The 23,185-nt window shown below is 49.7% G+C and carries 26 protein-coding genes; 19 read left to right on the plus strand and 7 right to left on the minus strand.

Annotated elements, in window-relative coordinates:
* The first annotated feature begins 389 nt into the window (after window positions 1-389).
* The 11 genes from ssuD (AC1S52_RS16780) to AC1S52_RS16830 all read left to right on the plus strand — a co-directional run bounded on the left by ssuD (AC1S52_RS16780) (window position 390) and on the right by AC1S52_RS16830 (window position 9,650).
* Window positions 390-1,553: an FMNH2-dependent alkanesulfonate monooxygenase gene (gene ssuD, locus AC1S52_RS16780; protein ID WP_482030179.1), complete on the plus strand. Its 1,164-nt coding sequence runs from the start codon at window positions 390-392 to the stop codon at window positions 1,551-1,553.
* Window positions 1,554-1,573: 20 nt separating this feature from the next.
* A complete protein-coding gene (gene ssuE / locus AC1S52_RS16785) occupies window positions 1,574-2,137 on the plus strand; it encodes an NADPH-dependent FMN reductase (protein ID WP_482030180.1) in 564 nt (187 codons plus the stop codon).
* Window positions 2,138-2,262: 125 nt separating this feature from the next.
* On the plus strand, window positions 2,263-2,880 hold the full coding sequence (locus AC1S52_RS16790; RefSeq protein WP_482030181.1) for a DUF1326 domain-containing protein: 618 nt from the start codon (window positions 2,263-2,265) through the stop codon (window positions 2,878-2,880).
* A gap of 3 nt (window positions 2,881-2,883) precedes the next feature.
* The gene (locus AC1S52_RS16795) at window positions 2,884-3,684 is read left to right on the plus strand and encodes a DUF2182 domain-containing protein (RefSeq protein WP_482030182.1); all 801 of its coding nucleotides are present in this window, start codon (window positions 2,884-2,886) and stop codon (window positions 3,682-3,684) included.
* Window positions 3,685-3,756: 72 nt separating this feature from the next.
* Window positions 3,757-4,083 (plus strand): divalent-cation tolerance protein CutA, encoded by a 327-nt coding sequence (cutA, locus tag AC1S52_RS16800; protein ID WP_482030183.1) that lies wholly within the window; start codon window positions 3,757-3,759, stop codon window positions 4,081-4,083.
* Window positions 4,084-4,119: 36 nt separating this feature from the next.
* Window positions 4,120-5,145, plus strand: coding sequence for an aliphatic sulfonate ABC transporter substrate-binding protein (locus tag AC1S52_RS16805; RefSeq protein WP_482030184.1), 1,026 nt, complete (start codon window positions 4,120-4,122; stop codon window positions 5,143-5,145).
* A 61-nt stretch (window positions 5,146-5,206) separates the two neighbouring features.
* Window positions 5,207-6,046: an ABC transporter permease gene (locus AC1S52_RS16810; protein WP_482030185.1), complete on the plus strand. Its 840-nt coding sequence runs from the start codon at window positions 5,207-5,209 to the stop codon at window positions 6,044-6,046.
* A 21-nt stretch (window positions 6,047-6,067) separates the two neighbouring features.
* Window positions 6,068-6,844, plus strand: a complete 777-nt coding sequence (locus AC1S52_RS16815; protein WP_482030186.1) for an ABC transporter ATP-binding protein — start codon at window positions 6,068-6,070, stop codon at window positions 6,842-6,844.
* 241 nt (window positions 6,845-7,085) lie between these two features.
* Window positions 7,086-8,270 (plus strand): acyl-CoA dehydrogenase family protein, encoded by a 1,185-nt coding sequence (locus tag AC1S52_RS16820; RefSeq protein ID WP_482030187.1) that lies wholly within the window; start codon window positions 7,086-7,088, stop codon window positions 8,268-8,270.
* A 718-nt stretch (window positions 8,271-8,988) separates the two neighbouring features.
* Complete coding sequence (locus tag AC1S52_RS16825; RefSeq protein ID WP_482030188.1) at window positions 8,989-9,303, plus strand: helix-turn-helix domain-containing protein; 315 nt, start codon at window positions 8,989-8,991, stop codon at window positions 9,301-9,303.
* 74 nt (window positions 9,304-9,377) lie between these two features.
* Window positions 9,378-9,650, plus strand: coding sequence for a hypothetical protein (locus AC1S52_RS16830; protein WP_482030189.1), 273 nt, complete (start codon window positions 9,378-9,380; stop codon window positions 9,648-9,650).
* Between the two features lie 178 nt (window positions 9,651-9,828).
* On the opposite strand, the gene AC1S52_RS16835 is transcribed toward AC1S52_RS16830, so the two are convergent.
* Window positions 9,829-10,722, minus strand: coding sequence for an exosortase-dependent surface protein XDP2 (locus tag AC1S52_RS16835; RefSeq protein WP_482030190.1), 894 nt, complete (start codon window positions 10,720-10,722; stop codon window positions 9,829-9,831).
* A 454-nt stretch (window positions 10,723-11,176) separates the two neighbouring features.
* Between AC1S52_RS16835 and AC1S52_RS16840 the strand changes: the two genes are divergently transcribed.
* Window positions 11,177-11,650 (plus strand): protein tyrosine phosphatase family protein, encoded by a 474-nt coding sequence (locus AC1S52_RS16840; RefSeq protein ID WP_482030191.1) that lies wholly within the window; start codon window positions 11,177-11,179, stop codon window positions 11,648-11,650.
* Window positions 11,651-11,674: 24 nt separating this feature from the next.
* Window positions 11,675-12,838, plus strand: coding sequence for an FMNH2-dependent alkanesulfonate monooxygenase (gene ssuD / locus AC1S52_RS16845; protein ID WP_482030192.1), 1,164 nt, complete (start codon window positions 11,675-11,677; stop codon window positions 12,836-12,838).
* A gap of 13 nt (window positions 12,839-12,851) precedes the next feature.
* On the opposite strand, the gene AC1S52_RS16850 is transcribed toward ssuD (AC1S52_RS16845), so the two are convergent.
* The 5 genes from AC1S52_RS16850 to AC1S52_RS16870 form a co-directional block, all read right to left on the minus strand.
* A complete protein-coding gene (locus AC1S52_RS16850) occupies window positions 12,852-13,631 on the minus strand; it encodes an ABC transporter permease (RefSeq protein ID WP_482030193.1) in 780 nt (259 codons plus the stop codon).
* Between the two features lie 26 nt (window positions 13,632-13,657).
* Complete coding sequence (locus AC1S52_RS16855; protein ID WP_482030194.1) at window positions 13,658-14,464, minus strand: sulfite exporter TauE/SafE family protein; 807 nt, start codon at window positions 14,462-14,464, stop codon at window positions 13,658-13,660.
* A 29-nt stretch (window positions 14,465-14,493) separates the two neighbouring features.
* The gene (locus AC1S52_RS16860; RefSeq protein WP_482030195.1) at window positions 14,494-15,075 is read right to left on the minus strand and encodes a beta-class carbonic anhydrase; all 582 of its coding nucleotides are present in this window, start codon (window positions 15,073-15,075) and stop codon (window positions 14,494-14,496) included.
* A 259-nt stretch (window positions 15,076-15,334) separates the two neighbouring features.
* On the minus strand, window positions 15,335-16,348 hold the full coding sequence (locus AC1S52_RS16865) for a sulfate ABC transporter substrate-binding protein (protein ID WP_482030196.1): 1,014 nt from the start codon (window positions 16,346-16,348) through the stop codon (window positions 15,335-15,337).
* A gap of 135 nt (window positions 16,349-16,483) precedes the next feature.
* Entirely contained in the window at window positions 16,484-16,762 is a 279-nt protein-coding gene (locus AC1S52_RS16870; protein WP_482030197.1) for a hypothetical protein, read from the minus strand.
* 331 nt (window positions 16,763-17,093) lie between these two features.
* Here AC1S52_RS16870 and AC1S52_RS16875 point away from each other — a divergent pair, with 331 nt between their 5' ends.
* The 4 genes from AC1S52_RS16875 to AC1S52_RS16890 all read left to right on the plus strand — a co-directional run bounded on the left by AC1S52_RS16875 (window position 17,094) and on the right by AC1S52_RS16890 (window position 20,472).
* Window positions 17,094-17,282 (plus strand): hypothetical protein, encoded by a 189-nt coding sequence (locus AC1S52_RS16875; protein ID WP_482030198.1) that lies wholly within the window; start codon window positions 17,094-17,096, stop codon window positions 17,280-17,282.
* 296 nt (window positions 17,283-17,578) lie between these two features.
* On the plus strand, window positions 17,579-18,886 hold the full coding sequence (locus AC1S52_RS16880) for an O-acetylhomoserine aminocarboxypropyltransferase/cysteine synthase family protein (protein ID WP_482030199.1): 1,308 nt from the start codon (window positions 17,579-17,581) through the stop codon (window positions 18,884-18,886).
* A 71-nt stretch (window positions 18,887-18,957) separates the two neighbouring features.
* Window positions 18,958-20,064 (plus strand): homoserine O-acetyltransferase MetX, encoded by a 1,107-nt coding sequence (gene metX, locus AC1S52_RS16885; RefSeq protein WP_482030200.1) that lies wholly within the window; start codon window positions 18,958-18,960, stop codon window positions 20,062-20,064.
* 69 nt (window positions 20,065-20,133) lie between these two features.
* Window positions 20,134-20,472 (plus strand): NIL domain-containing protein, encoded by a 339-nt coding sequence (locus tag AC1S52_RS16890; RefSeq protein ID WP_482030201.1) that lies wholly within the window; start codon window positions 20,134-20,136, stop codon window positions 20,470-20,472.
* A gap of 276 nt (window positions 20,473-20,748) precedes the next feature.
* On the opposite strand, the gene AC1S52_RS16895 is transcribed toward AC1S52_RS16890, so the two are convergent.
* On the minus strand, window positions 20,749-21,336 hold the full coding sequence (locus tag AC1S52_RS16895; protein ID WP_482030202.1) for a Crp/Fnr family transcriptional regulator: 588 nt from the start codon (window positions 21,334-21,336) through the stop codon (window positions 20,749-20,751).
* 74 nt (window positions 21,337-21,410) lie between these two features.
* On the opposite strand from AC1S52_RS16895, the gene AC1S52_RS16900 reads away from it, so the two are divergent.
* The gene (locus AC1S52_RS16900; protein WP_482030203.1) at window positions 21,411-22,481 is read left to right on the plus strand and encodes a sulfate/molybdate ABC transporter ATP-binding protein; all 1,071 of its coding nucleotides are present in this window, start codon (window positions 21,411-21,413) and stop codon (window positions 22,479-22,481) included.
* Window positions 22,482-22,717: 236 nt separating this feature from the next.
* Window positions 22,718-23,179 (plus strand): DUF7980 family protein, encoded by a 462-nt coding sequence (locus AC1S52_RS16905; protein ID WP_482030204.1) that lies wholly within the window; start codon window positions 22,718-22,720, stop codon window positions 23,177-23,179.
* The last annotated feature ends 6 nt before the right edge of the window (window positions 23,180-23,185 follow it).

Below are 23,185 nucleotides of genomic sequence, written 5' to 3' on the forward strand. Positions count from 1 at the left end.
CCATGACTGAAGTAATCCTATTCCGTAATGGGAAAAGGGTTACTATGTCTACCTTTTCTTCCTTTTCTCCCTTTTGCCGAACGAGGCATTCAAAAAACTTGTTTCCTCCCACCATCTGTGTTAAGCCGCGATCTTACCCATATTTTTTGAGAACAACGATACAGTGTTGTCCTAATAACTGCCAAGTCAGCAGACTAAAAACCGCTCTGGTTCTGTTTGAGTGCCCATGTTCAGCACACCATCTGTTTTTCTAACGTAGGCTTGCTTGCTCTGACGATCTATGCCATACTCCATAGTTATTCCATAAACTACGGTAAATCTAGCGAAGAACCGTAGTTTAACAGAGAAAGCCGAATCTACAGAAATTAGTTTTAGCTGTCACCATCACAATGCAAGTCCTCTGGTTTATTCCCACCCACGGAGATGGTCGGTATTTGGCAACCGCAATCAGTGGACGCTCCACTGATTTTGCTTACCTGCGTCAGATTGCTCAGGCAGTAGATCACCTGGGCTATACGGGTGCGTTACTGCCAACCGGACGTTCCTGTGAAGATGCCTGGGTTGTGGCCTCGACGCTAGTTACCCATACCCAACGGATGCAGTTCCTGGTGGCAATCCGTCCGGGGTTGATGTCGCCGGGGGTTGCCGCACGGATGGCAGCCACGTTCGATCGCCTTTGCGGTGGTCGGTTGCTGATTAATGTGGTGACGGGCGGTGATCCAGTTGAGTTGGCGGGGGATGGCGTTCATCTCAGCCATGACGATCGCTATCGGCTGACAGATGAGTTTTTGACCGTTTGGCGGACAATTTCTCAGGGCGAAGTGTCTAATTTTCAGGGCGATTATTTGAATGTGCAGGAGGGCAAAGTCCTGTTTCCAGCCGTTCAGAAACCCTATCCGCCCCTGTGGTTTGGGGGATCGTCACCGATTGCTCAGCAGGTTGCCGCCAAGCATGTGGATGTCTACCTCACCTGGGGTGAACCTCCGGCACAGGTGGCAGAGAAAGTTGCATCTGTGCGTCGATTAGCGGCAGCGGCGGGGCGATCGCTCAAGTTTGGGATTCGCCTGCATGTGATTGTGCGCGAGACGGAAAGCAAGGCGTGGGAAGCAGCGGAAGAGTTAATTCAATATGTCGATGAGTCAGCGATCTCAGCGGCTCAAAAAGCCTATTCCCGGATGGATTCGGAAGGGCAGCGGCGGATGACAACCCTGCATAGCGGTAGCCGGGAGGTGCTGGAAATTAGCCCCAATCTGTGGGCAGGGATTGGTTTGGTTCGAGGTGGGGCGGGCACCGCCCTGGTCGGCGACCCTGACACGGTTGCAGCACGGCTGCTGGAATATGCCGATTTAGGCATCGACACGTTCATCCTGTCTGGCTATCCCCACCTGGAAGAAGCCTATCGCACCGCAGAATTACTCTTCCCCCGGTTGCCGTTAGAGAACCAAACTCAAACCCAACAGCATGTCATGTTTAGTCCCTTTGGCGAGATTGTGGCAAACGAGGTTTATCCGAAGCAATTAGACACTGAAAAAATATCCACCACAGTGGATTAACGCAACGAGGTTTTACAACGATGGCTTACGTTCTGGCGATTGCAGGCAGTCCTTCCCACCCCTCCCGCACCTACAGTTTGCTGGAGTACGCGACTCAACACCTTCAACAGCAGGGGATCGAAACCGACATTCTCTCCGTGCGCGACATTCCCGCTGAAGATCTTGCTTACGGACGATACGACAGTCCTGCCCTGGAGCAACCCAAAGCACTGATTGAAAAAGCGGATGGCTTAATCATTGCAACTCCCATTTACAAAGCCTCCTACACCGGCGTTCTGAAAGCATTTTTGGATCTCCTGCCCCAAAAAGCATTAGCTGGCAAAGTTGTGCTGCCCTTCGCCACCGGAGGCACGATCGCCCATTACCTTGCCATTGATTATGCCCTGAAGCCGGTGTTGTCTGAGTTGGGCGCACGCAGTTTCATCAGCACGGTCTATGCGATCGACAAACAGATTCAACGCCAGGAGGACGGCAGTATTCAACTGGATGACGAAGTCGCACAACGATTGAACCTTTCCTTGCAAGCGTTAGCCAATGCAATCACACTTGCCCAAACTGCCTCCAAACAACTGACTCCAGCCTAAATCACACCTCCTTCTCCCACTGCCCATTTCAGCCTTACTCTACACCTTCCTAAGGGGTGGGCAGATAGTTCGCTCGGTCTATCTGCCCTCTTTTCTCACTTTCCTTTCCCTCAGTCCTTGCTGCCATGACAACAGCCACCAAAACCTACAATTTAACTGGACAGATTTTGGAAGCCTGCTCCTGCAAAACTCCCTGCCCCTGCTGGATTGGTGAAGATCCAGACAATGGAGCGTGCGATAGTTTTGTGGCTTACCATGTTGAACGCGGCGAAATCACAGGGGTGGATGTTGCTGGATTAACCCTGGTCAAGATTGTCTACATTCCCGGCAACGTTTTAGCCGGGAACTGGCGGGCAGTCATCTATGCGGATGCGAATGGCACAACCGAGCAGTTGGATTTACTCATTAAGGTCTTCAAAGGCGAATTAGGGGGAGCACTGGCTGACCTGGCACACCTGGTCAGTGAAGAACTGGATGTTCGGATTGCCCCGATTGACTATCACATTCAGGAAGGGCAGGGCACAATTCAGATTGGGGAAGTATTAAGTGCAGAGATGGCTCCCTACCGGAGTGCTGACGGTAAGCCCACCAAACTGGTAGACAGCATTTTTAGCACCATCCCCGGTTCCCCCGCCTACGTTGCCAAAGCTTCCCATCATCGAGTGCATCTACCGGAATTTAACCTGGTCTGGGAATACACCGGACGCAACGCTATCCAGGGCGAATTTCACTTCGAGGCGTAGGATATGAGAAATTCTGCTCCACTCCCTCTTCCCTCTTCCCCCCTCCCTTTGCTCCAGCCCGACCTGCTCCTGGTGGGCGGATTAATTCTGGTTGCCTGGGCGATCGCGCTGGTTGCAACGATCACTGGGCAAGGGCACTGGTTGCACTATGATGCGCTGTTTCAACCGAATTCCCATCCCCTTTTGCTGAAACTGCTTGGCTTTTTAGCCAGTTGGCAGGTGATGGTGGTTGCCATGATGTTGCCAACCAGCCTGCCGCTGATTCGGCTATTTGTAAAACTGAGTCAGCAGCAGCCCGGTTCATTCGCATTGCTGATCTTTTTAGCTGCCTATCTCACCCTCTGGAGTGGGTTTGCGCTGCTGGCATTCTTTGGCGGATGGGGATTATCTCAACTGATCAATGCCCTGCCCTGGTTACAGCAAAACCCCTGGCTGCTTTCAGGGATGACCCTGGTATTTGCCGGTTTATTTCAGATCAGCGATTTGAAAGAACGCTGTTTAACCGTCTGCCGCCATCCCTTTAGTTTTCTGACTCACCACTATCAACGAGGCTTAAAAGGGGCATGGAATCTGGGAATCCATCACGGAGTTTATTGCCTGGGTTGCTGTTGGGCATTAATGCTGGTCATGTTTGTGATGGGAGCACAGCATCTGATCTGGATGCTGGGGCTAACAGGGGTTATGTTGCTGGAGCGCACCGTCAGTTGGGGACGGCAATTAATTCCGATTGTGAGTATTGTTCTAATTGATTTGGGAGTAGCCATGTTGCTACATCCAGTTTCATTTTCAGGTTCGTTGCATTAGATGTATCTGCTACCACCTGCGTAAATGTATCGACTATCTCTGACACCTGATATCCATCATCTTCTAAAAAAAATGAAACTCTATTACGTCACCCTGAACACCGCTGAAGAGGCTCGGAAAATAGGTCGAGTACTACTAGAAAAGCAACTAGCGGTGTGTGTCAATTGGTTTTCAATAACCTGTGCTTACCGCTGGGAAGGCGAATTCACCGAAGAACCCGAAGTGGTTCTGATCGTGAAAACCCAGGATGGGTATCACACATTAATCGAGCAAACGATTCAGCAACACATTTCATATACCAATTTCATTGCCGAAATTACTCCTAGCAATGTGAACCCAGCGTTTCTGGAATGGCTAAACAAAGAAGTTCCTGCGCGATCGCTCCAACCCGTGAATTAATGCCGCTCAATTATCCTTTCAACTCAATGATGTCCTATGTTGAACAGAATTATGAACCGCTATTATCTATGGCATCAACGCTTACCCCTCTGGTTAGTCAGCATGGCGTTGATTTTCAGTTTTTCCTTTTTAAGCAGTTGTGGCAGTAATCAGCCAGTCGCAAACCATCCCGATACGATTCGGTTGGACTACGCCTACTACAACCCGGTCAGTCTGGTATTGAAGGAAAAAGGCTGGCTTGAGGACGAACTAAAATCTGATGAGATCAAGGTGGAGTGGGTTCTGAGTCAGGGCAGCAACAAAGCGCTGGAGTTTCTCAATGCCCGCAGTCTTGATTTTGGCTCCACTGCCGGTGCTGCTGCCCTGATTGGGAAAGCCAATGGCAATCCGATTAAGTCCATCTATGTCTATTCCAAACCGGAATGGACAGCATTGGTGACCCGCTCCAATTCACCAATTAAGTCGGTCACTGACCTCAAGGGCAAGAAAGTGGCTGCAACCAAAGGGACTGATCCCTATATCTTTTTGCTCAGAGCCTTGAATCAGGTAGGGTTGGGTGAGAAAGATATTGAACTGGTGCAACTGCAACATGCCGATGGACGGGCTGCCCTGGAAAAAGGGGATGTGGATGCCTGGGCAGGGCTTGACCCCCACATGGCACGGACTGAGGTGGAGAATGGCTCTAAACTGTTTTTCCGCAACCCCGACTTCAACAGTTATGGTGTGCTGAACGTGCGCGAAGAGTTTGCCCAGCAGTATCCCAGGGATGTGGAACGGGTGTTAGCCGCTTACGAGAAAGGGCGGCAGTGGGCACTGCAAAACCCAGCAGAGTTGAAGCAAGTACTGGTACGAGAATCCAAACTGACCGACGCGGTAGCTGAGAAGCAGTTGGAGCGTACCGATCTGTCTAACTCACGCATTGGCGATGCCCAAAAGCAAGTAATTTTAGCCGCAGGTGATGTGCTCAAAAAGAGTGGGGTGATTAAGGAATCGGTTGATGTTGAGCAAACGGTTGCTTCGTTGATTGATCCCCAGTTCACGGCTAAGGTCGGTAGCCGATAGGTGTGAGTTGGGTTTCCTGCCTTAACTCAACCTACAAAGTGTTATTCATCAAGCATGATTTATGGGCAGTTCTTCATCGGTATCTCAGCGATCGCCGTCCTTTGAGTTTAGTGGGCGATCGCGTCAGGTGTTCTCCTCACGCTGGCTCTGGGCTAGGGGATTAGCCCTGCCAGTGGTCCTCCTGATTGGGTGGGAGGGATTATCCCGCATTGGGTTCTTCCCGCCCAATCTGCTTCCTGCTCCGTCTACGGTACTGGAGACGATTTGGGATCTAGCCCGCAGTGGAGAATTGTTCAAGCATATTGCCATTACCCTGTATCGGGTGGCGCTAGGGTTTTTGATTGGCGGTGTGGTTGCAACGGTTCTGGGTGCGCTAACCGGGTATTCTCGATTGGCGCACCAATTTCTTGACCCGTTGCTGCAATCCCTGCGAAATATTCCATCGCTTGCCTGGGTGCCGCTATTTATCCTGTGGCTGGGCATTCAGGAGCCGTCAAAAATTGTCCTGATTGCAGTGGGGATCTTTTTCCCAATTTATTTGAATTTGATGAGTGGGGTTCAGGATGTCGATCGCAAGTTAGTAGAAGTGGGCAAAGTGTATCGGCTCAACAGCCTGCAACTGATTCAGCGGGTCTTTTTACCCGCCACTCTGCCTGCTTACATGGTTGGCTTACGCAGCGGTTTAGGCATGGGCTGGATGTTTGTTGTCGCTGCCGAAATTATGGGAGCCAGCCAGGGCTTGGGTTATTTGCTCGTCGATGGGCAAACCACTGGTCGCCCCGACATTATTCTGGCAAGCATTCTGCTGTTTGCGGTGTTTGGCAAACTGACGGATGCGATTTTAGCCTCGGCTGGCAAACGGTTGCTCTACTGGCAAGATTCTTACGGTTCGCAGAGATAGTGGAGGGGTGGAAACCACACAATGTTGCATCTGGAAACCCTTTCAAAGCGGTTCCCCAACGGGTTTATTGCCCTGGATAATGTGAACCTTTCGGTTCAAGCGGGTGAAATTGTCAGCCTGGTGGGAACAAGTGGCTGCGGTAAAAGTACGCTGCTGCGAATCATTGCTGGATTAACCACTCCCAGCCTGGGACAGGTTTTAATTGACCGTGAGTTGATTACGGCACCCCATCCCGAAGTTGGCATCATCTTTCAGGAACCACGCCTGATGCCCTGGCTACCAGTGCGCGAGAATGTGCAATTTGGGCTGGAAGGGATGGCTAAATCCGAAAAGGAGCGGCTAACCGATATGATTCTGGAGCGTGTCGGGTTGATGGAATTCTCCCAGGCGCTACCCCGTCAGTTGTCTGGCGGCATGGCACAGCGGGTGGCGATCGCCCGTGCCCTGATCACCAAACCCTCGATTCTGCTGTTAGATGAACCGTTTAGCGCTCTGGATGCCTTCATTCGGATGAAACTCCAGGATCATCTGCTGGAAATCTGGAACTACGATCGCCCAACCCTGGTGCTGGTCACCCATGACATTGAAGAGGCACTGGTGTTGAGCGATCGGGTGATTGTTCTGCGGGGCAATCCGGGTCGCATCCACCAGGAATTTATACTGGATCTACCCCGTCCCCGCAAACGAACGGATTTACGTTTTCAGCAATGGCAAGAGCAAATCTTGAACGCACTGGATTTGACAACCGAGGAAGCATCCTATCAAACGGCTGAAGAACCCTTGGCTGTCGAGGCTTGATAGCTTAGGAGTGGGTTTACCAACCCAGTTTGCCATTGCTGAAGATACGGATAAACCCTGGAGAAGACTTGAATAGCTGACATCTTGTACCATTCTCAATCAGCCTTGAGAAACCGGGTTTCTGAACCAAAAACTAGCGCTTTTTAAGTTGAGCCAATAGCAAGAAACCCGGTTTCTGAGACTGCTGCAAGATTTGATCAAGATTTGATATAGATAAAGATCTTGTTGATTGGCTTCCATCATGCAACTACTGAAACCGAAAACCTCAGAGGATTACCTTGCGATCGCCCAAGCCTTAGCCATAGAGTTTGCTGAGAACGCAATTGAGCGAGACCGGGCGGGTGGAACGCCCAAGCAAGAACGCGATCGAATTCGTCAAAGTGGTTTGCTTCATCTCATAATTCCCCAAGCGTATGGAGGTAGCGGCGAGAGTTGGATTACCGCCTTCAAAATCAGCCGTGAATTTGCCAGAGTCGATCCATCCATCGCTCACGTTTACTCCTACCATCATTTGGGCATCATAATCCCTCACATCTTTGGTTCAACTGCCCAAAAAGAGCGCTACTACGCTGAAACAGTCCAGCACAACTGGTTCTGGTGTAATGCCCTCAATCCCCTTGATCGCCGCACTATCCTCACCCCGGATGGGGAAAATTTTCGACTTAATGGTACGAAAAGCTTCTGTTCCGGCTCCAAAGATTCGGATATTTTACCCATTACTGCAACCAACCAGGAAACGGGCGATTTTTTAATCCTGGCAATCCCAACCCAACGAGATGGCATCACTATTCACGACGATTGGGACAATATGGGTCAACGTCAAACCGACAGCGGCAGCATCACCTTTGAAAATGTCACCGTCTACGTCAGGGAAATTTTTGGTAATCGTACAGGCAATAGCCAACCCTTCAGCACGATTCGAGCACTTCTTGCTCAGTTGAATCTTGCTAATATTTACCTGGGTATCGCTCAGGGAGCATTTGCCGCTGCAAAAGACTATACCCGCGCCACAACCCGCCCCTGGCTCACATCCCAGGTCGAAAGCGCGACCCAAAATCCCTATATCCTACAACACTTTGGTAATTTGTATGTGGATCTACAAGCCGCCGCGTGTTTAGTCGATCGAGCAGGAGAATTCGTCCAAGCCGCCTGGGAGCAACAGTGGGAGTTGACCGCAGAACAACGGGGAGAGTGCGCGATCTCGATCGCCGCCGCTAAAGTTGCGACTACCCGAGTTGGCTTGGAAGTAACCAACCGCATTTTTGAAGTGATGGGTGCCCGTGCAACTGGCAGCAAATATGGGTTCGATCGCTACTGGCGCAACCTCCGAACTTTCACTCTGCATGATCCCGTCGATTACAAGGTTCAAGATCTAGGCAACTGGGCACTGAATAATGAGTTGCCCAAACCTAGCTTCTATTCCTGAGCTAGTTGACTGACGAAAGTCTTGAAAGACTGATTGCTTCATCGCTAGACCGCTCGGAAATCAATTTCCAAGCTAACAGTCAAGATCCATTGAAATGGACTGAAACCCTTTTACAGTCCTCTTGGTCATCACCAAACCCCAGCTTGGTAGCGCCAGAGAAGCTCCAGCTTCCGATGGAATTAGGAGAAATGCAATCTCTATCATTAAACCGTAGTTTTGAATTTGAATAAGAAGTACACCACGGTTAAGTAGGTGGGTGAAATTAAACTGAAGACCCTCATCCCCTACCCCCTTCTCCCATGCAAGGAGAAGGGGAACCAACCCCCAACCCCTCGCCCGTTCTGGGAGAGGGGTTGGGGGTGAGGGCGGCTTGGAGGCATCTTACATTTAATTAGGTCTGTCTACTTAGTTAGCAAGAGCAACCCCTGGATAGGCGAAAGTTAAAGTCAGTAGATAAAGCTCAGAAGCACTATCGTAGATACTTCAATCAATAAAATCTATCGTTTCAACAAAAAGGAATATTTGATCTTATAAACAAGGGTTAACTAAGATACATCTATGTTTCTGCAATGGAGTTTAGAGATTCAGCCGATGGGGTGCTGATTGCCTGAGTTTTTCAAACGAATTTATGCCGCCATCTCTATAGATCTGTGAACAGATCTGTCTATGGTTTCGAACATACAAGTGACTACTACTCCCTTCACTTTATTCTTTTTTTATGGCTCGCAGCCGTATTCAAATTGCTCCTCATCTGAGTGATGCAGAACTGATCCAAAATTATAAAGAGTGTCAGGACGGCAAACTAAAAAGCTATTGGCAAGTGATTCAACTGCTGAACCAACAAGATACTATTTTGAGCGTTGAGGAGATTGCAGAAATAGTCGGTTTTTCAAGCGATTGGGTGCGGAAACTGGCTCATCGTTACAATCGTCTCGGTCCCGCAGGGCTATCACCAGGGCATCGAGCTTCTCAGAAGAATCAGCGGAGATTGGCTAAAGATCCTCATCTTGTGCAGCCTAATCCTGTCCCCTGATAGCCTCAGAATGTAACCTAATTGGCTCAAGAAAGGCTATAAACAGAAGTACTGGTTATTCGATAGTTGAACCTATGGATTCTTTGACTGAACTGGTAAATCCGCAAAGTGTGTTGGTGGTTGGCGCGATCGCAATCTCCTTCTTACTGATCATGCTGTTTTTCAGAATCTTAAAAGCCGGTTTTAGGTTGATTCTGGTAATTTTAGCGATCGTGCTGGGCTTGCAATATCTATTTGGTATCAGCCCTGGTCAACTATGGGGGGAGATCAGCCATTTACCCCAGGATGCAATCAGGTTAGTGCAGGGCATTGACTTAAATGCTTTCACATCGATGTTGGCTGACTGAGATCTGGCACCTTTCCCAATCACCCGCCCTCGAATTTGAGTCCTAGGCGGGTGTTGCCACTCGTGCCAGAAACCGTGGTATCAGAAATCGTAGGGTGGGCAAACCATCGTGTGCCCACCAAAATCATGAGCAGACAGTGTTTTCCCACCCCAAAAAGTTTTACCCACCCCAAAAGACTTCACGAACCAGCCATGGCTCGTTTGCGCTTTAAGGCAAGACCGAATCCTCCAGCGAACAGCATGCCTAGCATGGTGGTTGGTTCGGGGACAGCCGCAACGACCTTAAAGTCAGGTCCATTATCCCCAAGCGTTGCACCCAGGTTGTTACCAGTGCTGGTTAATCGCAGAGTTTGAGTAGTTGCACCATTCAAACCCAGCCCAATTGACCCGATATTGAAAGGTCCATTGTTCAAAATTGGAAGCACCTGAGTACTGATGTTGTAATCCGCCTTTGTGTAGTTCTCTCGCAGAATTTTGTAAGCTGCCAGAACAGTGCCATCATTACCCAGTGCTTCAACCAATAAATCACTGTCTCCAGCAATCGTTCCCGCAGGATTTCCACCCCGTTCCCAGAAGAAGAATTTATCTACAGGATTGTCGAAAGAAACCTCAATACTCGCAGTGTTTGCATTTTCCCGCGTGACCAGAATGCTGTTCAAGTTCAGGTTTCCCAGGCTACCCACAATATCCTGGTCAGTTGGGTTGGGCTTTGAGGGTCCTTCTCCCAGTAGAGAATCACTGGTTGTATTGGGACCCCGTCCTGAATGCAGTACGCCGTAAACACTGCCGTCGGGAGCCACATAAGTATCGTTTTGCAGAACTTTTGCCGCCGTCACAAGCTCAAACAGGCTAATGGTGTCACCACCAAACCCCACGGAGTCCAGTCGAATATCTCTGGTGGGGTCATTCAACAAACCACTGGCGGGGTCAACTGGAGGGCTTGCGGTGACATTCGTTTGAAACGAAAACGGGATAAATGATATCGCCTGGGCGGGCAGACTGGTGGAGATCGCAACCACTGCCGCAGAAACCGTAGCCGCGATCGCCGTTGCTTTGTCAAAACTATTCTTCATTGCTGGTTAACCTGTTTGAAATGGGTGGATCGGGGATCTGGAACCTGGAGAAAAAGCCTGATCAGAAAAAGTACTGTTGACCTACCGATAAACCGTAGTTTGAGAGGATTATTTCACGCTCCCTCTAAGAGAACAAGTACAGATTTGACAATTTCCGTCGGGAATAGGGATGTCCAACCAGACCTTACCCCTTCCTTCAATCCCCATAACCGTAGCTAAACTTCTCTCTCCAAGTAGATAACCATTACTTAATCTACGGTAAATCTATCGACAAACTGATGTTTGTTGTGCCAATCTGTAGGAATCAGTTTTAAAAAAGTAAATTTAGCCGAAATTGGGCGTTACTTCTAGCTCTGGCAGGGAATACTCGACTCTCCTTGCTCTTATGCTTCTGGAGTGCAGTTTTGGTTGCTTTTGCTTAGTTAACGGTAGTGGACTGGAAAAAGGAGTCCGTGTGAATAAGGCATTACGCATTACAAATGACCTGACCGTGATTGGACAGGTGCAATTAGAGCAGCTTCAACAGGCAGTTGACGAGGGTTTTCGGTCAGTTTTGAATCTGCGATCTCCCGATGAGCTGGGATTTCTGAAAAATGAACATCAATTAGCAGATGCATTGGGATTGCACTACACCAACCTTCCACTCAAGCTTGAACATCTGGATGAAACAACCGTCACAGAGATTTTGCAAACGCTTGAACAACTGCCAAAACCAGTAATTGTGCATTGTGCTGCCGGAATGCGCTCAACGGCGATCGCGCTCTTGAGTGCTGCCATTAAAGAAGGACTGACACCCGAACAAACCCTGGCAAGGGCGCGGAGTCTGGGCTTTCACTATGTTGATTGCACCCTCGTCAGTCCTGAATTGAAACAGCGATTTGTGAACTACATTGCCAAACATGCCAGAGTTAGCACGGCGGCGGCATGATAACGAATTTTGAGAGGCTAATTTATGCAAGTACTTTGGTTTATTCCGACGGGTGGGGATGGGCGCTATCTCGCAACCGGCATCGGCGGACGCACCACTGACTTTCCTTACCTGGAGCAGATTGCTAAGGCAGTGGATCATCTGGGATTTGCAGGCGCGTTACTGCCTGTCGGACGTTACTGTGAAGACCCCTGGGTTGTGGCATCAACTCTGATTCCAATTACCCGTCAGATGAAGTTTCTGGTTGCTCTGCGTCCAGGGTTAATGTCGCCCGGTGTAGCGGCACGGATGGCAGCTACGTTCGATCGCCTGTCCGGTGGTCGGTTGATGTTAAATGTGGTAACGGGTGGCGATCCACTTGAGTTAGCGGGGGATGGACTGCACCTCAGCCATGACGATCGCTACCAGTTAACCAATGAGTTTTTAACTGTTTGGCGACAGGTGACAGCAGGTGATACGACGACTTTTAAGGGTGAGTATCTCGACATTCAGGGCGGCAAACTCATGTTTCCACCCCTCCAGTCTCCCTACCCACCCCTCTGGTTTGGGGGTTCATCCGCAGTTGCTCAACGGATTGCAGCAAAGCATGTCGATACCTATCTCACCTGGGGCGAACCCCCCGCTCAGGTGGCGGAAAAAATTGCAAATGTACGGGCACTGGCAGCGGCAGAGGGGCGATCGCTCAAGTTTGGCATTCGCCTGCATGTGATTGTACGGGAAACAGAACGGGAAGCCTGGGATGCCGCAGAACAATTGATTCGGTATGTCGATCAGGAGGCGATCGCTACTGCCCAGGCGGCGCTTGCCAAAAACGATTCAGTTGGACAGCAGCGGATGGTGAGTTTGCATGGGGGCGATCGGCAAGCACTAGAAATTAGTCCCAACCTATGGGCAGGTGTAGGATTGGTGCGAAGTGGGGCAGGCACCGCGCTGGTCGGCGATCCTGACACGGTTGCAGCACGGCTGCTGGAATATCAGCAATTGGGCATTGATACGTTCATTCTGTCTGGCTATCCCCACCTGGAAGAAGCCTTTCGCGTAGCAGAACTGCTGTTTCCACGGCTACCGCTGGTGCATGGCTCAGCGACTCAGGGGCATCAGTCAACCAACCCCCGTGGGGAAATTATCGGCAATTTTGCCTTTCCAAAACAGCCCAATTCATCTAAAGTTCAACTCAGCGTGGACTGAAATGGTTTGATGATTAAGCTTGATGGGTCCAGCGGTAATAGGCAAATCGGAGTCCCGTGTCCAGGCAGTAGCCGATCGCCCCAATGATCAAAATCACTGCCATTAACTCGGAATAGGCAAGCCGATCGCGGGTATCCAAAATGTAATAGCCCAAGCCGGCACTGACTCCCAACATTTCCGCAGGCACCAGCACAATCCAGATAATCCCAATCGCAAGCCGAACTCCAGTCAGCAGGTGGGGAATGATCGCCGGAATAATCACCCGACGGATGGTTTCCCATTGGGTCGCGCATAGGCTTTTAGACAGCAATAGCCAGCGGCGATCGACGCCAGCCACGCCAGCGGAAGTATTCAAGATCAGCGACCAGACAGCGGCAATGGTGAGCAGGAAGTAGACCGGCAGATCGCCAATGCCCAGAACCATCACTGCCAGAGGCATCCACGAGAGGGGCGAGATCATCCGAATGAACTGAAACAGGGCAGAGGTTGCCTGATCCAAAGGGCGAGACAGTCCCAGCAAGATACCGACGGGCACACCCAGGGCGATCGCTGCCAGCAGCCCCACCAACACCCGCCGCAGACTGGCAATGAGGTGCGGCACAATCGCACCAGTCCTCACCAATTGAACCAGAGCAACCACTGTACGTTCTGGCGAAAAGTCACTCACAATCGGATTCTGGTGCCAGAGGGGAGTCGTAAACACCCACCAGATCAACAATCCCGCTGTTAAACCCCAGAGGGGGAGGGGGATTTTGAGGGAGAGGGGAGGGGTGATGGGGTAGGTAGGAGTCATACGAAGAGAGAGGTTGGGGAGGGGGATTATTTGCTGTGATGGAAGACTTTGAGGGCGGAACCGATCAAAATAATGCCCAGCATGATCTTCAGGAAGGAGCCGGAAACGAAACCGACGAGTAAACCGCCAATAATGGCTCCAATAACTGAACCAATGCCCATTGGGATGACGGTTTCAGCGAGGGGACGGCGATCGCGAAAAGCCCCCAAACGAGCATATTTAATTAATCCCGTCACCACAGTCGGTAGACTGACGATCAATGAAGCCGTTCCAGCGGTTTTGATGTCTGCTCCAAAGGCAAAAATCAGGGTAGGAATAATCACTTCACCCCCCGCCACTCCCAGCAAACTGCTGACCAACCCAATGCCTAACCCAAACAAGATCCCTGCCGGAATCCGCCAGCCCAAGCCTGCTGGCAGAAAGCCCGGTAACTCCTGGGGCAAAAAAGCTTCGATGATCAAGGCAACACCGATCGCCACCAGCAGCACCAGAATTATTTGTGCCAACTGACGATTCGACAATCTTCCTGCCAATGTTGCGCCATAAAACGCTGTGATCACTGCTCCAGCAATCAAAGACAGAATCACGGGCAGTAGGGGCACAACAGAAGTTAAGGAAAGGGCTGCGGCTCGAATGGGTAGAGAAACCGCGATGGTGATCAGGCTGACCGCCAGGTTGAGGGGCACCGCCTGACGGGGAAAATACCCCAATACCGCCACCAACACAGGTAAACGGTATTCTGCCCCACCCAGTCCCATCAAGCCACCTAAAATGCCGATGGGAACAGAATATAAAAAGGCAATTAGAGAATTTTGCTGGATTTTGTTTGGCAAAGCACTAGTCCAGGAATCGAATTTTCAAATCATTTTACTTGTCCGATCGCAGAGGCTTCGGGAATTTCGATTAACTTTCCAGCCTTAACATCGTAGAGATAGCCGTAGATGGGGATGTCTCTGGGAACGAGGGGATGCGATCGCACGCGCTTGACATCGTCATGAACGCTTTTTGCCTGGTCACGAATCGTCAACCAATCAATGAAATCAGCTTCCGAGGAACCGGGTCCAGCACCCACATCTTGCCAGCCCCTTTCGTTGAGTTGGGCGGTTTCCAGACTGTTTGCCAGCAAGCCGCGAATGATTTCATCGGTAAAGGTTTCCATGCCGCAATCGGTGTGGTGAATAATGAACCACTCACGGGTGCCCAACAGTTTGTAGGAAATCACCAGCGATCGAATGGCATCATCACTGGCGCGTCCACCTGCATTGCGAATTACATGGGCATCGCCTTCTGTTAATCCGGCAAATTTGGCTGGGTCGAGGCGCGCATCCATACAGGTCAAAATGGCAAAGCGACGGGCAGGCGGCAGGGGCAAACTGCCTTTATCCCCAAATGTTTTGGTGTAGTTCTGGTTAGCAGTAAGAACTTCCTGAAGGATTTGACTCATAGTGATGACTTGATTGTTAATTAGTTAGTTTCCTAAGTCTGAGACTAATCCGTTTTAGATGCTACTAAATACATCCTGTGAAAGCTAATCTGATAATTTTTTAGTGGCATAAATCCAAATCTGCCCAGACCTCCGAGGTTTTGAAAACCTCGGAGGTCTAAGTCGTTCAGGTCTGGCAAATGTCAAATTATGAAACCATGAACCTGTTGAAGAAAATTTTCTCCTCAACATTTCACAACTGCCTACCACCACCTGCCACCTACCGTCCTGCCGCAGACTGTTGAGCTACATCAAACAGTGCTCCGTCCGCAAACAGTTGCTTGTTCACCTGCTCCCAACCGCCAAAATCAACAATGGTATAGAGTTTATCAACCTTCTGGTACTGCTTGGCATATTTGGTTGCTATCTGCTGATTGTAAGGACGATAGCCCAGTTGAGCGTAGATTTCCTGCGCTTTTGGAGTGAAGAGAAATTGGGTAAATGCTTCCGCCACTTTGCGGGTACCACGCTTATCCACAATGCTATCAACCACAGTAACAGGAAAATCAACCTGAATATTGGGAGAAGGGGCATTGTACGGGAAGTTGCGAGGAATCACATCATTGGTGAAAATAATCTCGCTCTCAAAGGTCAGCAATACATCTCCGACCCGATTTTTGATAAACGTATCCGTTGCTTCTCGACCAGAATTCACCAGGGTTCTGATATTTTTGACAAATCGATTCAGGTAGTTCTGTGCCGGTTTTTCTCCCTCATTTTTGAGAATGGGACCATAACCTGCCAGAACACCCCACCGAGCATTTCCCGATGTTTTGGGGTTAATCGCAATGATACTGACATCATCACGGCTCAAATCCTTCCAACTGCTAATCTTTTTAGGATTACCAGGGCGCAACACCTGAACCATAACCGTATAGGCAGGAATCGCCTTGTTAGGTAAACGCTTATCCCACTCTGGGCTGACCAATCCCTTTTCCACCAGGGGTGTCACATTAGTCTGAAGATTTTGCGCCAGAACATCCGCTTCTAAACCTGCCAGAACTGCCCGCGTTTGAGCGCCTGAGGCTCCGTAGGATTCTTTAAACGTCACCTCTTGCCCTGTTTTGGCTTTCCATTCTTTTTGAAATTCTGGAATTAGGCGAGCAAAGACGGGTTTAGCAACCGCATAGCTAACCAGGGTCAACTCCACAGAGGATTGGGCGAATGCCACAGCAGGTAGCATGGTGGCTGTAAAAGTGGCAAGGCCCAGCAGAATGTCACGTCGCTTAAGCACAGGTTTCTCCTGAAGGTCACTTAATCTACGGTAAATCTACCGATTAACCGTAAAAATAGCTTACAGAGGTGTTATGGCACTGTCAAGCTGGCTGGTGGAACAATCTCAAGGTTTTGTAATGGGGTTTGGGTTGAGTTACGGATTATACTCATTTCGATTTCTGGTAGCGATGGGAACGCCATCCGCAGTTCGATAGAATCGCTGCTCAAGGAGCGATAAACCTTTGCTGATCTGATTGTGAACGTATAACACGATCAAACTAACCAGGGTCAGCAGCATCACGCCTAAAATGCTGACATAGGCGCGGCTATGCCACCAGAATCGATAAAAGGGTGCAACTAACCCATAACTAAACTTGCTAAGACTATAAAATTTGGATGGCTTAACCGATTGAGTTTGAATTGCGATCGTCATGCTCTTTTTCCAGAAAAGTGTAAAATATGGGCGCTAGAACAAAAATAACTAGAACAAAAAATAAAACAGTAGCTAAAATCAATTCACTAAATGAAGAAATACAAAAAATTTACTCGCTGCAACTAATGCATTAAATTCAGCCTAGAATTAATCATTTTTAGTAGAGACTAAGAAATTGGTTGACATAGTTTAGGCAGATAGACGGAGCTATGCAAGTTAACACGCTACAACAGCTTGGTGTAATTCAATACAATCTCTCGAGGAGTAGATTTTATCGACCTTTGGAGGATGAGCACCAGAACTATTTCGGGGGTTGTGCTGGGAAATACGCTTGGTTGGATCGGAGCGATCGTTGTGCAAACTAGTTCTGTTTGACTGGTTAGCCGTGTTATTGCGCTGGCGGGGCAAGGGAGTCAGGAACCAGGAGCCAAAAATTCCGAAATTCAAACCTAACCCGGACATTATTTTGGGTGCCCTTCTAGCAGGCGCTTTGGCGAGGCGATTGATGCCCAAAGGTTAGTTCTCTGCAACGCTGGCTATTAGTGCTTTGCTGGGTGGGTTAATCATGGGCGATGGCGCATTTCCAGCCTACGGTTGCAATGTCAGTGCATTTTAGGATTCTTATACTATTTTTCCATAAAATACGGTTCACCGATAGAAATACCGTATTAAAATATAGCAGTTGAATTAAACGTAGGATAGGTTAGCGTAGCGTAACCCATGCTGCTCAAGGGTTTGCTGTTTTATGAAGAGGTTGACACCCCAGTAATTTGAACCCCTTATCCCCCCCCTTATCCCCTTAGACGAGGAATTCCTATGACTGAGCCATATCGGTTTGAAACCCTTCAAGTTCATGCTGGACAGGAACCAGCTCCCGGAACCAATGCCCGTGCGGTGCCGATCTATCAAACCACCTCCTATGTCTTTAACGATGCCGATCATGGAGCACGCCTTTTTGCCCTCCAAGAGTTTGGCAATATCTACACGCGGATCATGAATCCGACGACGGATGTGTTTGAAAAGCGCGTTGCCGCTCTGGAGGGTGGAGTTGCGGCTCTGGCAACCGCAAGCGGGCAGGCAGCTCAACTTTTGGCAATCAGCAATATTGCCCAGGCAGGCGATAACATTGTTTCCACCAGCTATCTATACGGTGGCACTTACAACCAGTTCAAAGTCACCTTTCCCCGTCTGGGCATCCACGTCAAATTTGTGGATGGGGATGAGGCAGAGGATTTTCGGCAGGCGATCGACGATCGCACCAAAGCCCTATTTGTTGAAACCATTGGTAATCCCCAGTTCAACGTGCCAGATTTTGCTGCCCTGGCGCATATTGCCCACGAAAACGGGATTCCGTTAATTGTTGATAATACATTTGGAGCCGCAGGCTACCTGGCTCGTCCCATAGAACATGGAGCCGACATTGTTGTGCAATCGGCAACCAAGTGGATTGGTGGGCATGGCACGTCAATTGGTGGCGTTATTGTCGATTCTGGCAAGTTTGACTGGGGCAATGGCAAGTTTCCTGTTTTCACAGAACCAGCTCCTGGCTATCACGGACTCAATTTTTACGAAGTGTTTGGACCCCAGGGACCTTTTGGTAACATTGCCTTCATTATCCGCGCCAGGGTCGAAGGGCTGCGAGATTTAGGTCCGGCGCTCAGTCCGTTCAATTCATTTCTGTTTCTGCAAGGATTGGAAACCCTCTCCCTGCGGGTTCAACGCCATGCGAACAACGCCCTGGAACTGGCTCAATGGCTAAAGCAACATCCCAAAGTGGCGTGGGTCAACTATCTGGGTTTGCCAGAACACCCTTACCACGGACGGGCGAAGAAGTATTTGAGAAATGGGTTTGGTGGAGTCTTGAACTTTGGTATTAAAGGGGGGCTGGAAGCCGGTCGTTCCTTGATCAACCACGTTAAGCTGGCGAGTCACCTGGCAAATGTGGGAGATGCCAAAACGTTGATCATTCACCCGGCATCGACCACGCACCAGCAACTGAGCGATCAGGAACAACGTTCTGCCGGTGTTACCCCTGACCTGGTGCGGGTCTCCGTGGGAATTGAGCATATTGATGACATCAAAGCTGACTTTGAGCAAGCATTTGAGCAAGTGGTGTCGGGCTAGATGGGGCACACGCTGGCACGATACGTGCTTCCGCAAACGCTGGTGCGATCGCAACTTCCCAAGAGGTAAAGATGATGATGAATTATCCGCATGTCATCTCTCCAAATACCCGGTTTTATCGACTCCCGGATCTGTTTCTGCTGGAGTCGGGTGAGACTTTGTTGGAGGTGCAGGTGGCTTACCGCACCTGGGGGACATTAAACTCCAACCGGAATAATGCCGTTTTGGTTTGCCACGCTTTTACGGGTTGGGCAGACCTGGAAACCTGGTGGAATCCGCTGCTCGGCTCCGGTAAGGCACTGGATCCAACCCAGGATTTCATCATTTGCAGCAATATTCTGGGCAGTTGCTACGGTACAACGGGACCGACATCCCTCAATCCGGCAACCGGCAAACCCTACGGGCCCACCTTTCCCGCCTTTACGGTAAGAGATATGGTGCATTTGCAGGCTCGATTAATCGAAGCGCTGGGAGTGGAGTCCTTGGAACTGGTGATTGGCGGTTCTTTGGGTGGAATGCAGGTTCTGGAGTGGGCATTGCTATATCCAGAACGAGTCCAGGCGATCGCGCCGATTGCAGCACCTGGGCGACATTCTGCCTGGTGCATTGGGTTAAGCGAGGCACAGCGGCAGGCAATTTACGCCGATCCCAACTGGCAGGCGGGATACTACTCACCCGACCGCCCACCGGCTCAGGGATTGGCAGCCGCTCGCATCATGGCAATGAGTACCTATCGTTCCTGGGAAAGTTTTAGCAGCCGCTTTGGGCGGCAAACTCAAACAGAGCGCAAGCAGTTCACTATCTCGACCTATCTACATCACCAGGGGCAAAAGCTGGTTGAGCGGTTTGATGCCAACACCTACGTTGCCCTATCCCAGGCGATGGACTGTCACGATGTCACCCGACCAGGACAATCCTATGAGGCGGTTCTACAAAGCATCTGTCAACCTGCGCTCATTATTGCCATCCCATCCGACATCCTTTATCCACCAGTCGAACAGCAAGAGCTTGCCCGTTTGCTGCCCAACGCTGACCTGCGTTGGCTTGACTCTCCCCACGGTCACGATGCCTTTTTGATGGATATGGAAGCGCTTAACAGACTGGTACTTCAGTTTCGTCAAACAGATCGTTCAGTCCCACAGGAGGCTAAAAGCCATCCATGCTACTGCCCAGGCTAATCGGATCTGCCAACCCTTCCTTCAAAGACATTAAACCCTGCACTTAGTAAAACCTCTTGGAGCATACCTATGTTTTCCCCGCGATCGCCCGACGATCACTCCCGTGCCAGACTAACACTGGCTCATCACAGATTCGATCCGATCGGTGTTACCCAGGTGCGGGTGCATCTCCAAATCCCGTCCCACTATCACCAGGAGCCGGTTCTATCCCGATTAATCTCAGACTATGGCTTGGTGGTAAATATCACGGGGGCAATGTTGGGAGAAACCACCGCTCGTCACGGTTGGTTTGACCTGGAATTGCGCGGAACTGCACAGCAGCTTAAACAAGGACTTGCTTATCTAGAATCGCTGGGCTTGAAAATTGTTGGTAAACCCGGCACTGCCGGTGATAGCTGGTATTATTGAAAAATTTTCCCGTTCACTGTGTACGAGATTTACAGCCATTTTCATTCGTGTATGCCACACCGATCCATTGTTTCGCATATCTAAAAGCATCGCTGTGTGCCATCGTAAACTCAACCCAACCGACCAAAAGCCAATGTTATTTAATTCTCATTCCTAACTACGTTCAATACTTGCCACTTTAGTAGAACCTGGCGTAAAGCTATCTACCACTCCTGAAACCTAGCACCTGAAACCTATAGAATACTTGCCCCACCGACACCCAGATTACTCGTTATTCTAAATCTCATAATGCCAAAGTTCATATTCCTTGAGTAAAATGCGGTGCAGGGAGAGCCTTTCAATCAACCCTTGATCCTCAAGTTGTCCCAGAATGCGCGTGACAGTGACGCGGGTCGTACCCATCAGTTCGGCAAGGTCTTGATGGGTCAGGCGCAGGTCAATTAAGTTGCCTGTTTCCACGGCACGCCCAAATCGCTTTGCTAACCAGCCCAATAATTTAACCAGCATCGTATCAACGCGCCGATAGCTGCGAATGATAATTAATGCTTCAGTCTGTTGGAGATGAGTCATTAACCATTCACTGGGAATCGGGTCGTTGTCCAATGAAAGAAGAGTCGCTTCAACGGGAGTCAGGCACTCGATTTGATAGGGGTCAACCGTGGATAACGCTTTACCGACCATATCCCCCGGTCCCCATAACCCGGTGGTGACAGTGGTTCCATCTTCTAGCCAGGTAAGCGTCCGGACGGCTCCCGTTTCAATTTTCCAGAGGGAATGCTGCTTTACGGGCAACGGCGATCGCAAAGAAAATTTCTGCCTGGGTGGCGGAGTTCCTCGAAATTGGGAGGGTAAAACGAGAGACATTTGTTTAAATTACACTATTTGTCGATAGAGTAACCGTAGTATACTACTGTATCGCTAGAAATAGAAAGTCAATTATGGGCATTGCGGTTCAAAACGTTTCCAAGCAATTTGGCTCTTTTCATGCCATTGATAATGTCAACCTGGATATTAAAACTGGCTCGTTAGTAGCACTCCTGGGTCCCTCTGGTTCAGGCAAGTCAACCCTGCTGCGAATGATTGCCGGTTTGGAACTGCCGGATGAAGGGCAAATTTATTTGATTGGGGAAGACGCAACCTATCGAAAAGTGCAGGAGCGTCACATTGGGTTTGTGTTTCAGCACTATGCTTTGTTTAAACATTTGACGGTGCGCCAGAACGTAGCCTTTGCCCTGGAAATTCGTAAAGTGCCCAAAAACCGGGTTCGCAATCGGGTGGAGGAACTGATTAATCTGGTGCAGCTAACCGGCATGGGCGATCGCTACCCGTCTCAACTATCTGGTGGTCAACGGCAGCGCGTAGCACTGGCACGGGCACTCGCTGTCCAACCCAGAGTACTACTGCTAGATGAACCGTTTGGTGCGCTGGATGCCAAAGTGCGCAAAGAACTGCGGAGCTGGCTACGCAACTTGCACCATGAGGTGAACGTCACGACCGTATTTGTCACCCATGACCAAGAAGAGGCAATGGAGGTTGCAGACGAAATTGTGATTATGAATCATGGAAAGATAGAGCAGGTGGGTTCGGCAGCAGACATTTATGACAATCCGGCTTCGGCTTTTGTCATGAGTTTTATTGGTCCTGTGAATGTGTTGCCTGCGGTGTCGGGCATTGTGCTGAGTAATCGCAAAATTCTGGGAAGAGATGCATCGGTGCATCATAGTTCCGACCATCACGCCTCAGTGGGTGAATCCCTTCAGGTCTTCTGGCGACCTCAGGATGTGTTGATTCTTCTGCAACCCGAAGAGGAGACTGTTCCTGCCCAAGTAGAACGGGTGATTCACCTGGGATGGGAAATTCAGGCTGAACTGGCGTTGGAGACGGGGCAAACGATTACTGCCCATCTGAGCAGAGACGAGTTTGATCGGTTGAAGCTCAATCGTCATCAGCCCGTCTATGTTAAGCCAAAGCAGGTCAAAGTTTTTGCCAATGCCCTCAGTGCTAGGTAACAATGACCCAAATGAACGAGCATCAGCGGGGATCAATCCATTCAAGGTTGATCCTTTTTTATGGGTTTCTGAGCAAGAAAATACCAAGGCAGGATAGGTCAGTTCTTTTTGAGAAATTGCCTCAATCAACAAAAGAACGGTAAATTTATCGAGATTTAGTATTTTTATTACTCGATACTGGCGATTGTGATCCCTGGCTGATAAAATACGGTAAGTCCATTGATAAACCGTAGTTTATGAATCCCTTTAAAGCCATTCGACTCAGAGCCTTTGAACCTGACCAGGGTGAACCATTGCCGCCGGAGCTTGCTACCCGGTCGAATGCTGATCAGCCGCCCCTCAGAAGATTAAGAGGCGGTTTTTTAATGGTTCTGGGGTATTTGCTGTCGCCGTTGTGCTGGTGGAATGACCTGGTGTTTAACCTGCCCATCGCCTATGGGTTTGGCTATCTCTGTAGCTTGATTTCGCCAAACTTCCTGATGCCAGGGGCGATCGCGGGTTACTGGCTTTCTAATGTGGTTGGAATTTTGCTGATGCAAGCGGGCTTCCTGGATGTAGTGCAGGGGCAAACTACTGAACGCAACCTCAATCAAGAACTGTTGACAGGTGTGGTTTCATCTACCCTCTACACCGGAGTGATTGTGCTGCTATTGCACTTCAAAGTTTTAGAAACCCCTTTATTCGCGCTACATTTCTGATTCTGT

Source organism: Kovacikia sp. CALU 1929 (assembly GCF_056784235.1).

What these genes read in the sequence shown, in the direction of transcription:
- ssuD (WP_482030179.1), top strand. Translation starts at nt 390, where the DNA reads ATGCAAGTCCTCTGGTTTATTCCCACCCACGGAGATGGTCGGTATTTG.
- ssuE (WP_482030180.1), top strand. Translation starts at nt 1,574, where the DNA reads ATGGCTTACGTTCTGGCGATTGCAGGCAGTCCTTCCCACCCCTCCCGC.
- AC1S52_RS16790 (WP_482030181.1), top strand. Translation starts at nt 2,263, where the DNA reads ATGACAACAGCCACCAAAACCTACAATTTAACTGGACAGATTTTGGAA.
- AC1S52_RS16795 (WP_482030182.1), top strand. Translation starts at nt 2,884, where the DNA reads ATGAGAAATTCTGCTCCACTCCCTCTTCCCTCTTCCCCCCTCCCTTTG.
- cutA (WP_482030183.1), top strand. Translation starts at nt 3,757, where the DNA reads ATGAAACTCTATTACGTCACCCTGAACACCGCTGAAGAGGCTCGGAAA.
- AC1S52_RS16805 (WP_482030184.1), top strand. Translation starts at nt 4,120, where the DNA reads ATGTTGAACAGAATTATGAACCGCTATTATCTATGGCATCAACGCTTA.
- AC1S52_RS16810 (WP_482030185.1), top strand. Translation starts at nt 5,207, where the DNA reads ATGGGCAGTTCTTCATCGGTATCTCAGCGATCGCCGTCCTTTGAGTTT.
- AC1S52_RS16815 (WP_482030186.1), top strand. Translation starts at nt 6,068, where the DNA reads ATGTTGCATCTGGAAACCCTTTCAAAGCGGTTCCCCAACGGGTTTATT.
- AC1S52_RS16820 (WP_482030187.1), top strand. Translation starts at nt 7,086, where the DNA reads ATGCAACTACTGAAACCGAAAACCTCAGAGGATTACCTTGCGATCGCC.
- AC1S52_RS16825 (WP_482030188.1), top strand. Translation starts at nt 8,989, where the DNA reads ATGGCTCGCAGCCGTATTCAAATTGCTCCTCATCTGAGTGATGCAGAA.
- AC1S52_RS16830 (WP_482030189.1), top strand. Translation starts at nt 9,378, where the DNA reads ATGGATTCTTTGACTGAACTGGTAAATCCGCAAAGTGTGTTGGTGGTT.
- AC1S52_RS16835 (WP_482030190.1), bottom strand. Translation starts at nt 10,722, where the DNA reads ATGAAGAATAGTTTTGACAAAGCAACGGCGATCGCGGCTACGGTTTCT.
- ssuD (WP_482030192.1), top strand. Translation starts at nt 11,675, where the DNA reads ATGCAAGTACTTTGGTTTATTCCGACGGGTGGGGATGGGCGCTATCTC.
- AC1S52_RS16850 (WP_482030193.1), bottom strand. Translation starts at nt 13,631, where the DNA reads ATGACTCCTACCTACCCCATCACCCCTCCCCTCTCCCTCAAAATCCCC.
- AC1S52_RS16860 (WP_482030195.1), bottom strand. Translation starts at nt 15,075, where the DNA reads ATGAGTCAAATCCTTCAGGAAGTTCTTACTGCTAACCAGAACTACACC.
- AC1S52_RS16870 (WP_482030197.1), bottom strand. Translation starts at nt 16,762, where the DNA reads ATGACGATCGCAATTCAAACTCAATCGGTTAAGCCATCCAAATTTTAT.
- AC1S52_RS16880 (WP_482030199.1), top strand. Translation starts at nt 17,579, where the DNA reads ATGACTGAGCCATATCGGTTTGAAACCCTTCAAGTTCATGCTGGACAG.
- metX (WP_482030200.1), top strand. Translation starts at nt 18,958, where the DNA reads ATGATGATGAATTATCCGCATGTCATCTCTCCAAATACCCGGTTTTAT.
- AC1S52_RS16890 (WP_482030201.1), top strand. Translation starts at nt 20,134, where the DNA reads ATGTTTTCCCCGCGATCGCCCGACGATCACTCCCGTGCCAGACTAACA.
- AC1S52_RS16895 (WP_482030202.1), bottom strand. Translation starts at nt 21,336, where the DNA reads ATGTCTCTCGTTTTACCCTCCCAATTTCGAGGAACTCCGCCACCCAGG.
- AC1S52_RS16900 (WP_482030203.1), top strand. Translation starts at nt 21,411, where the DNA reads ATGGGCATTGCGGTTCAAAACGTTTCCAAGCAATTTGGCTCTTTTCAT.
- AC1S52_RS16905 (WP_482030204.1), top strand. Translation starts at nt 22,718, where the DNA reads ATGAATCCCTTTAAAGCCATTCGACTCAGAGCCTTTGAACCTGACCAG.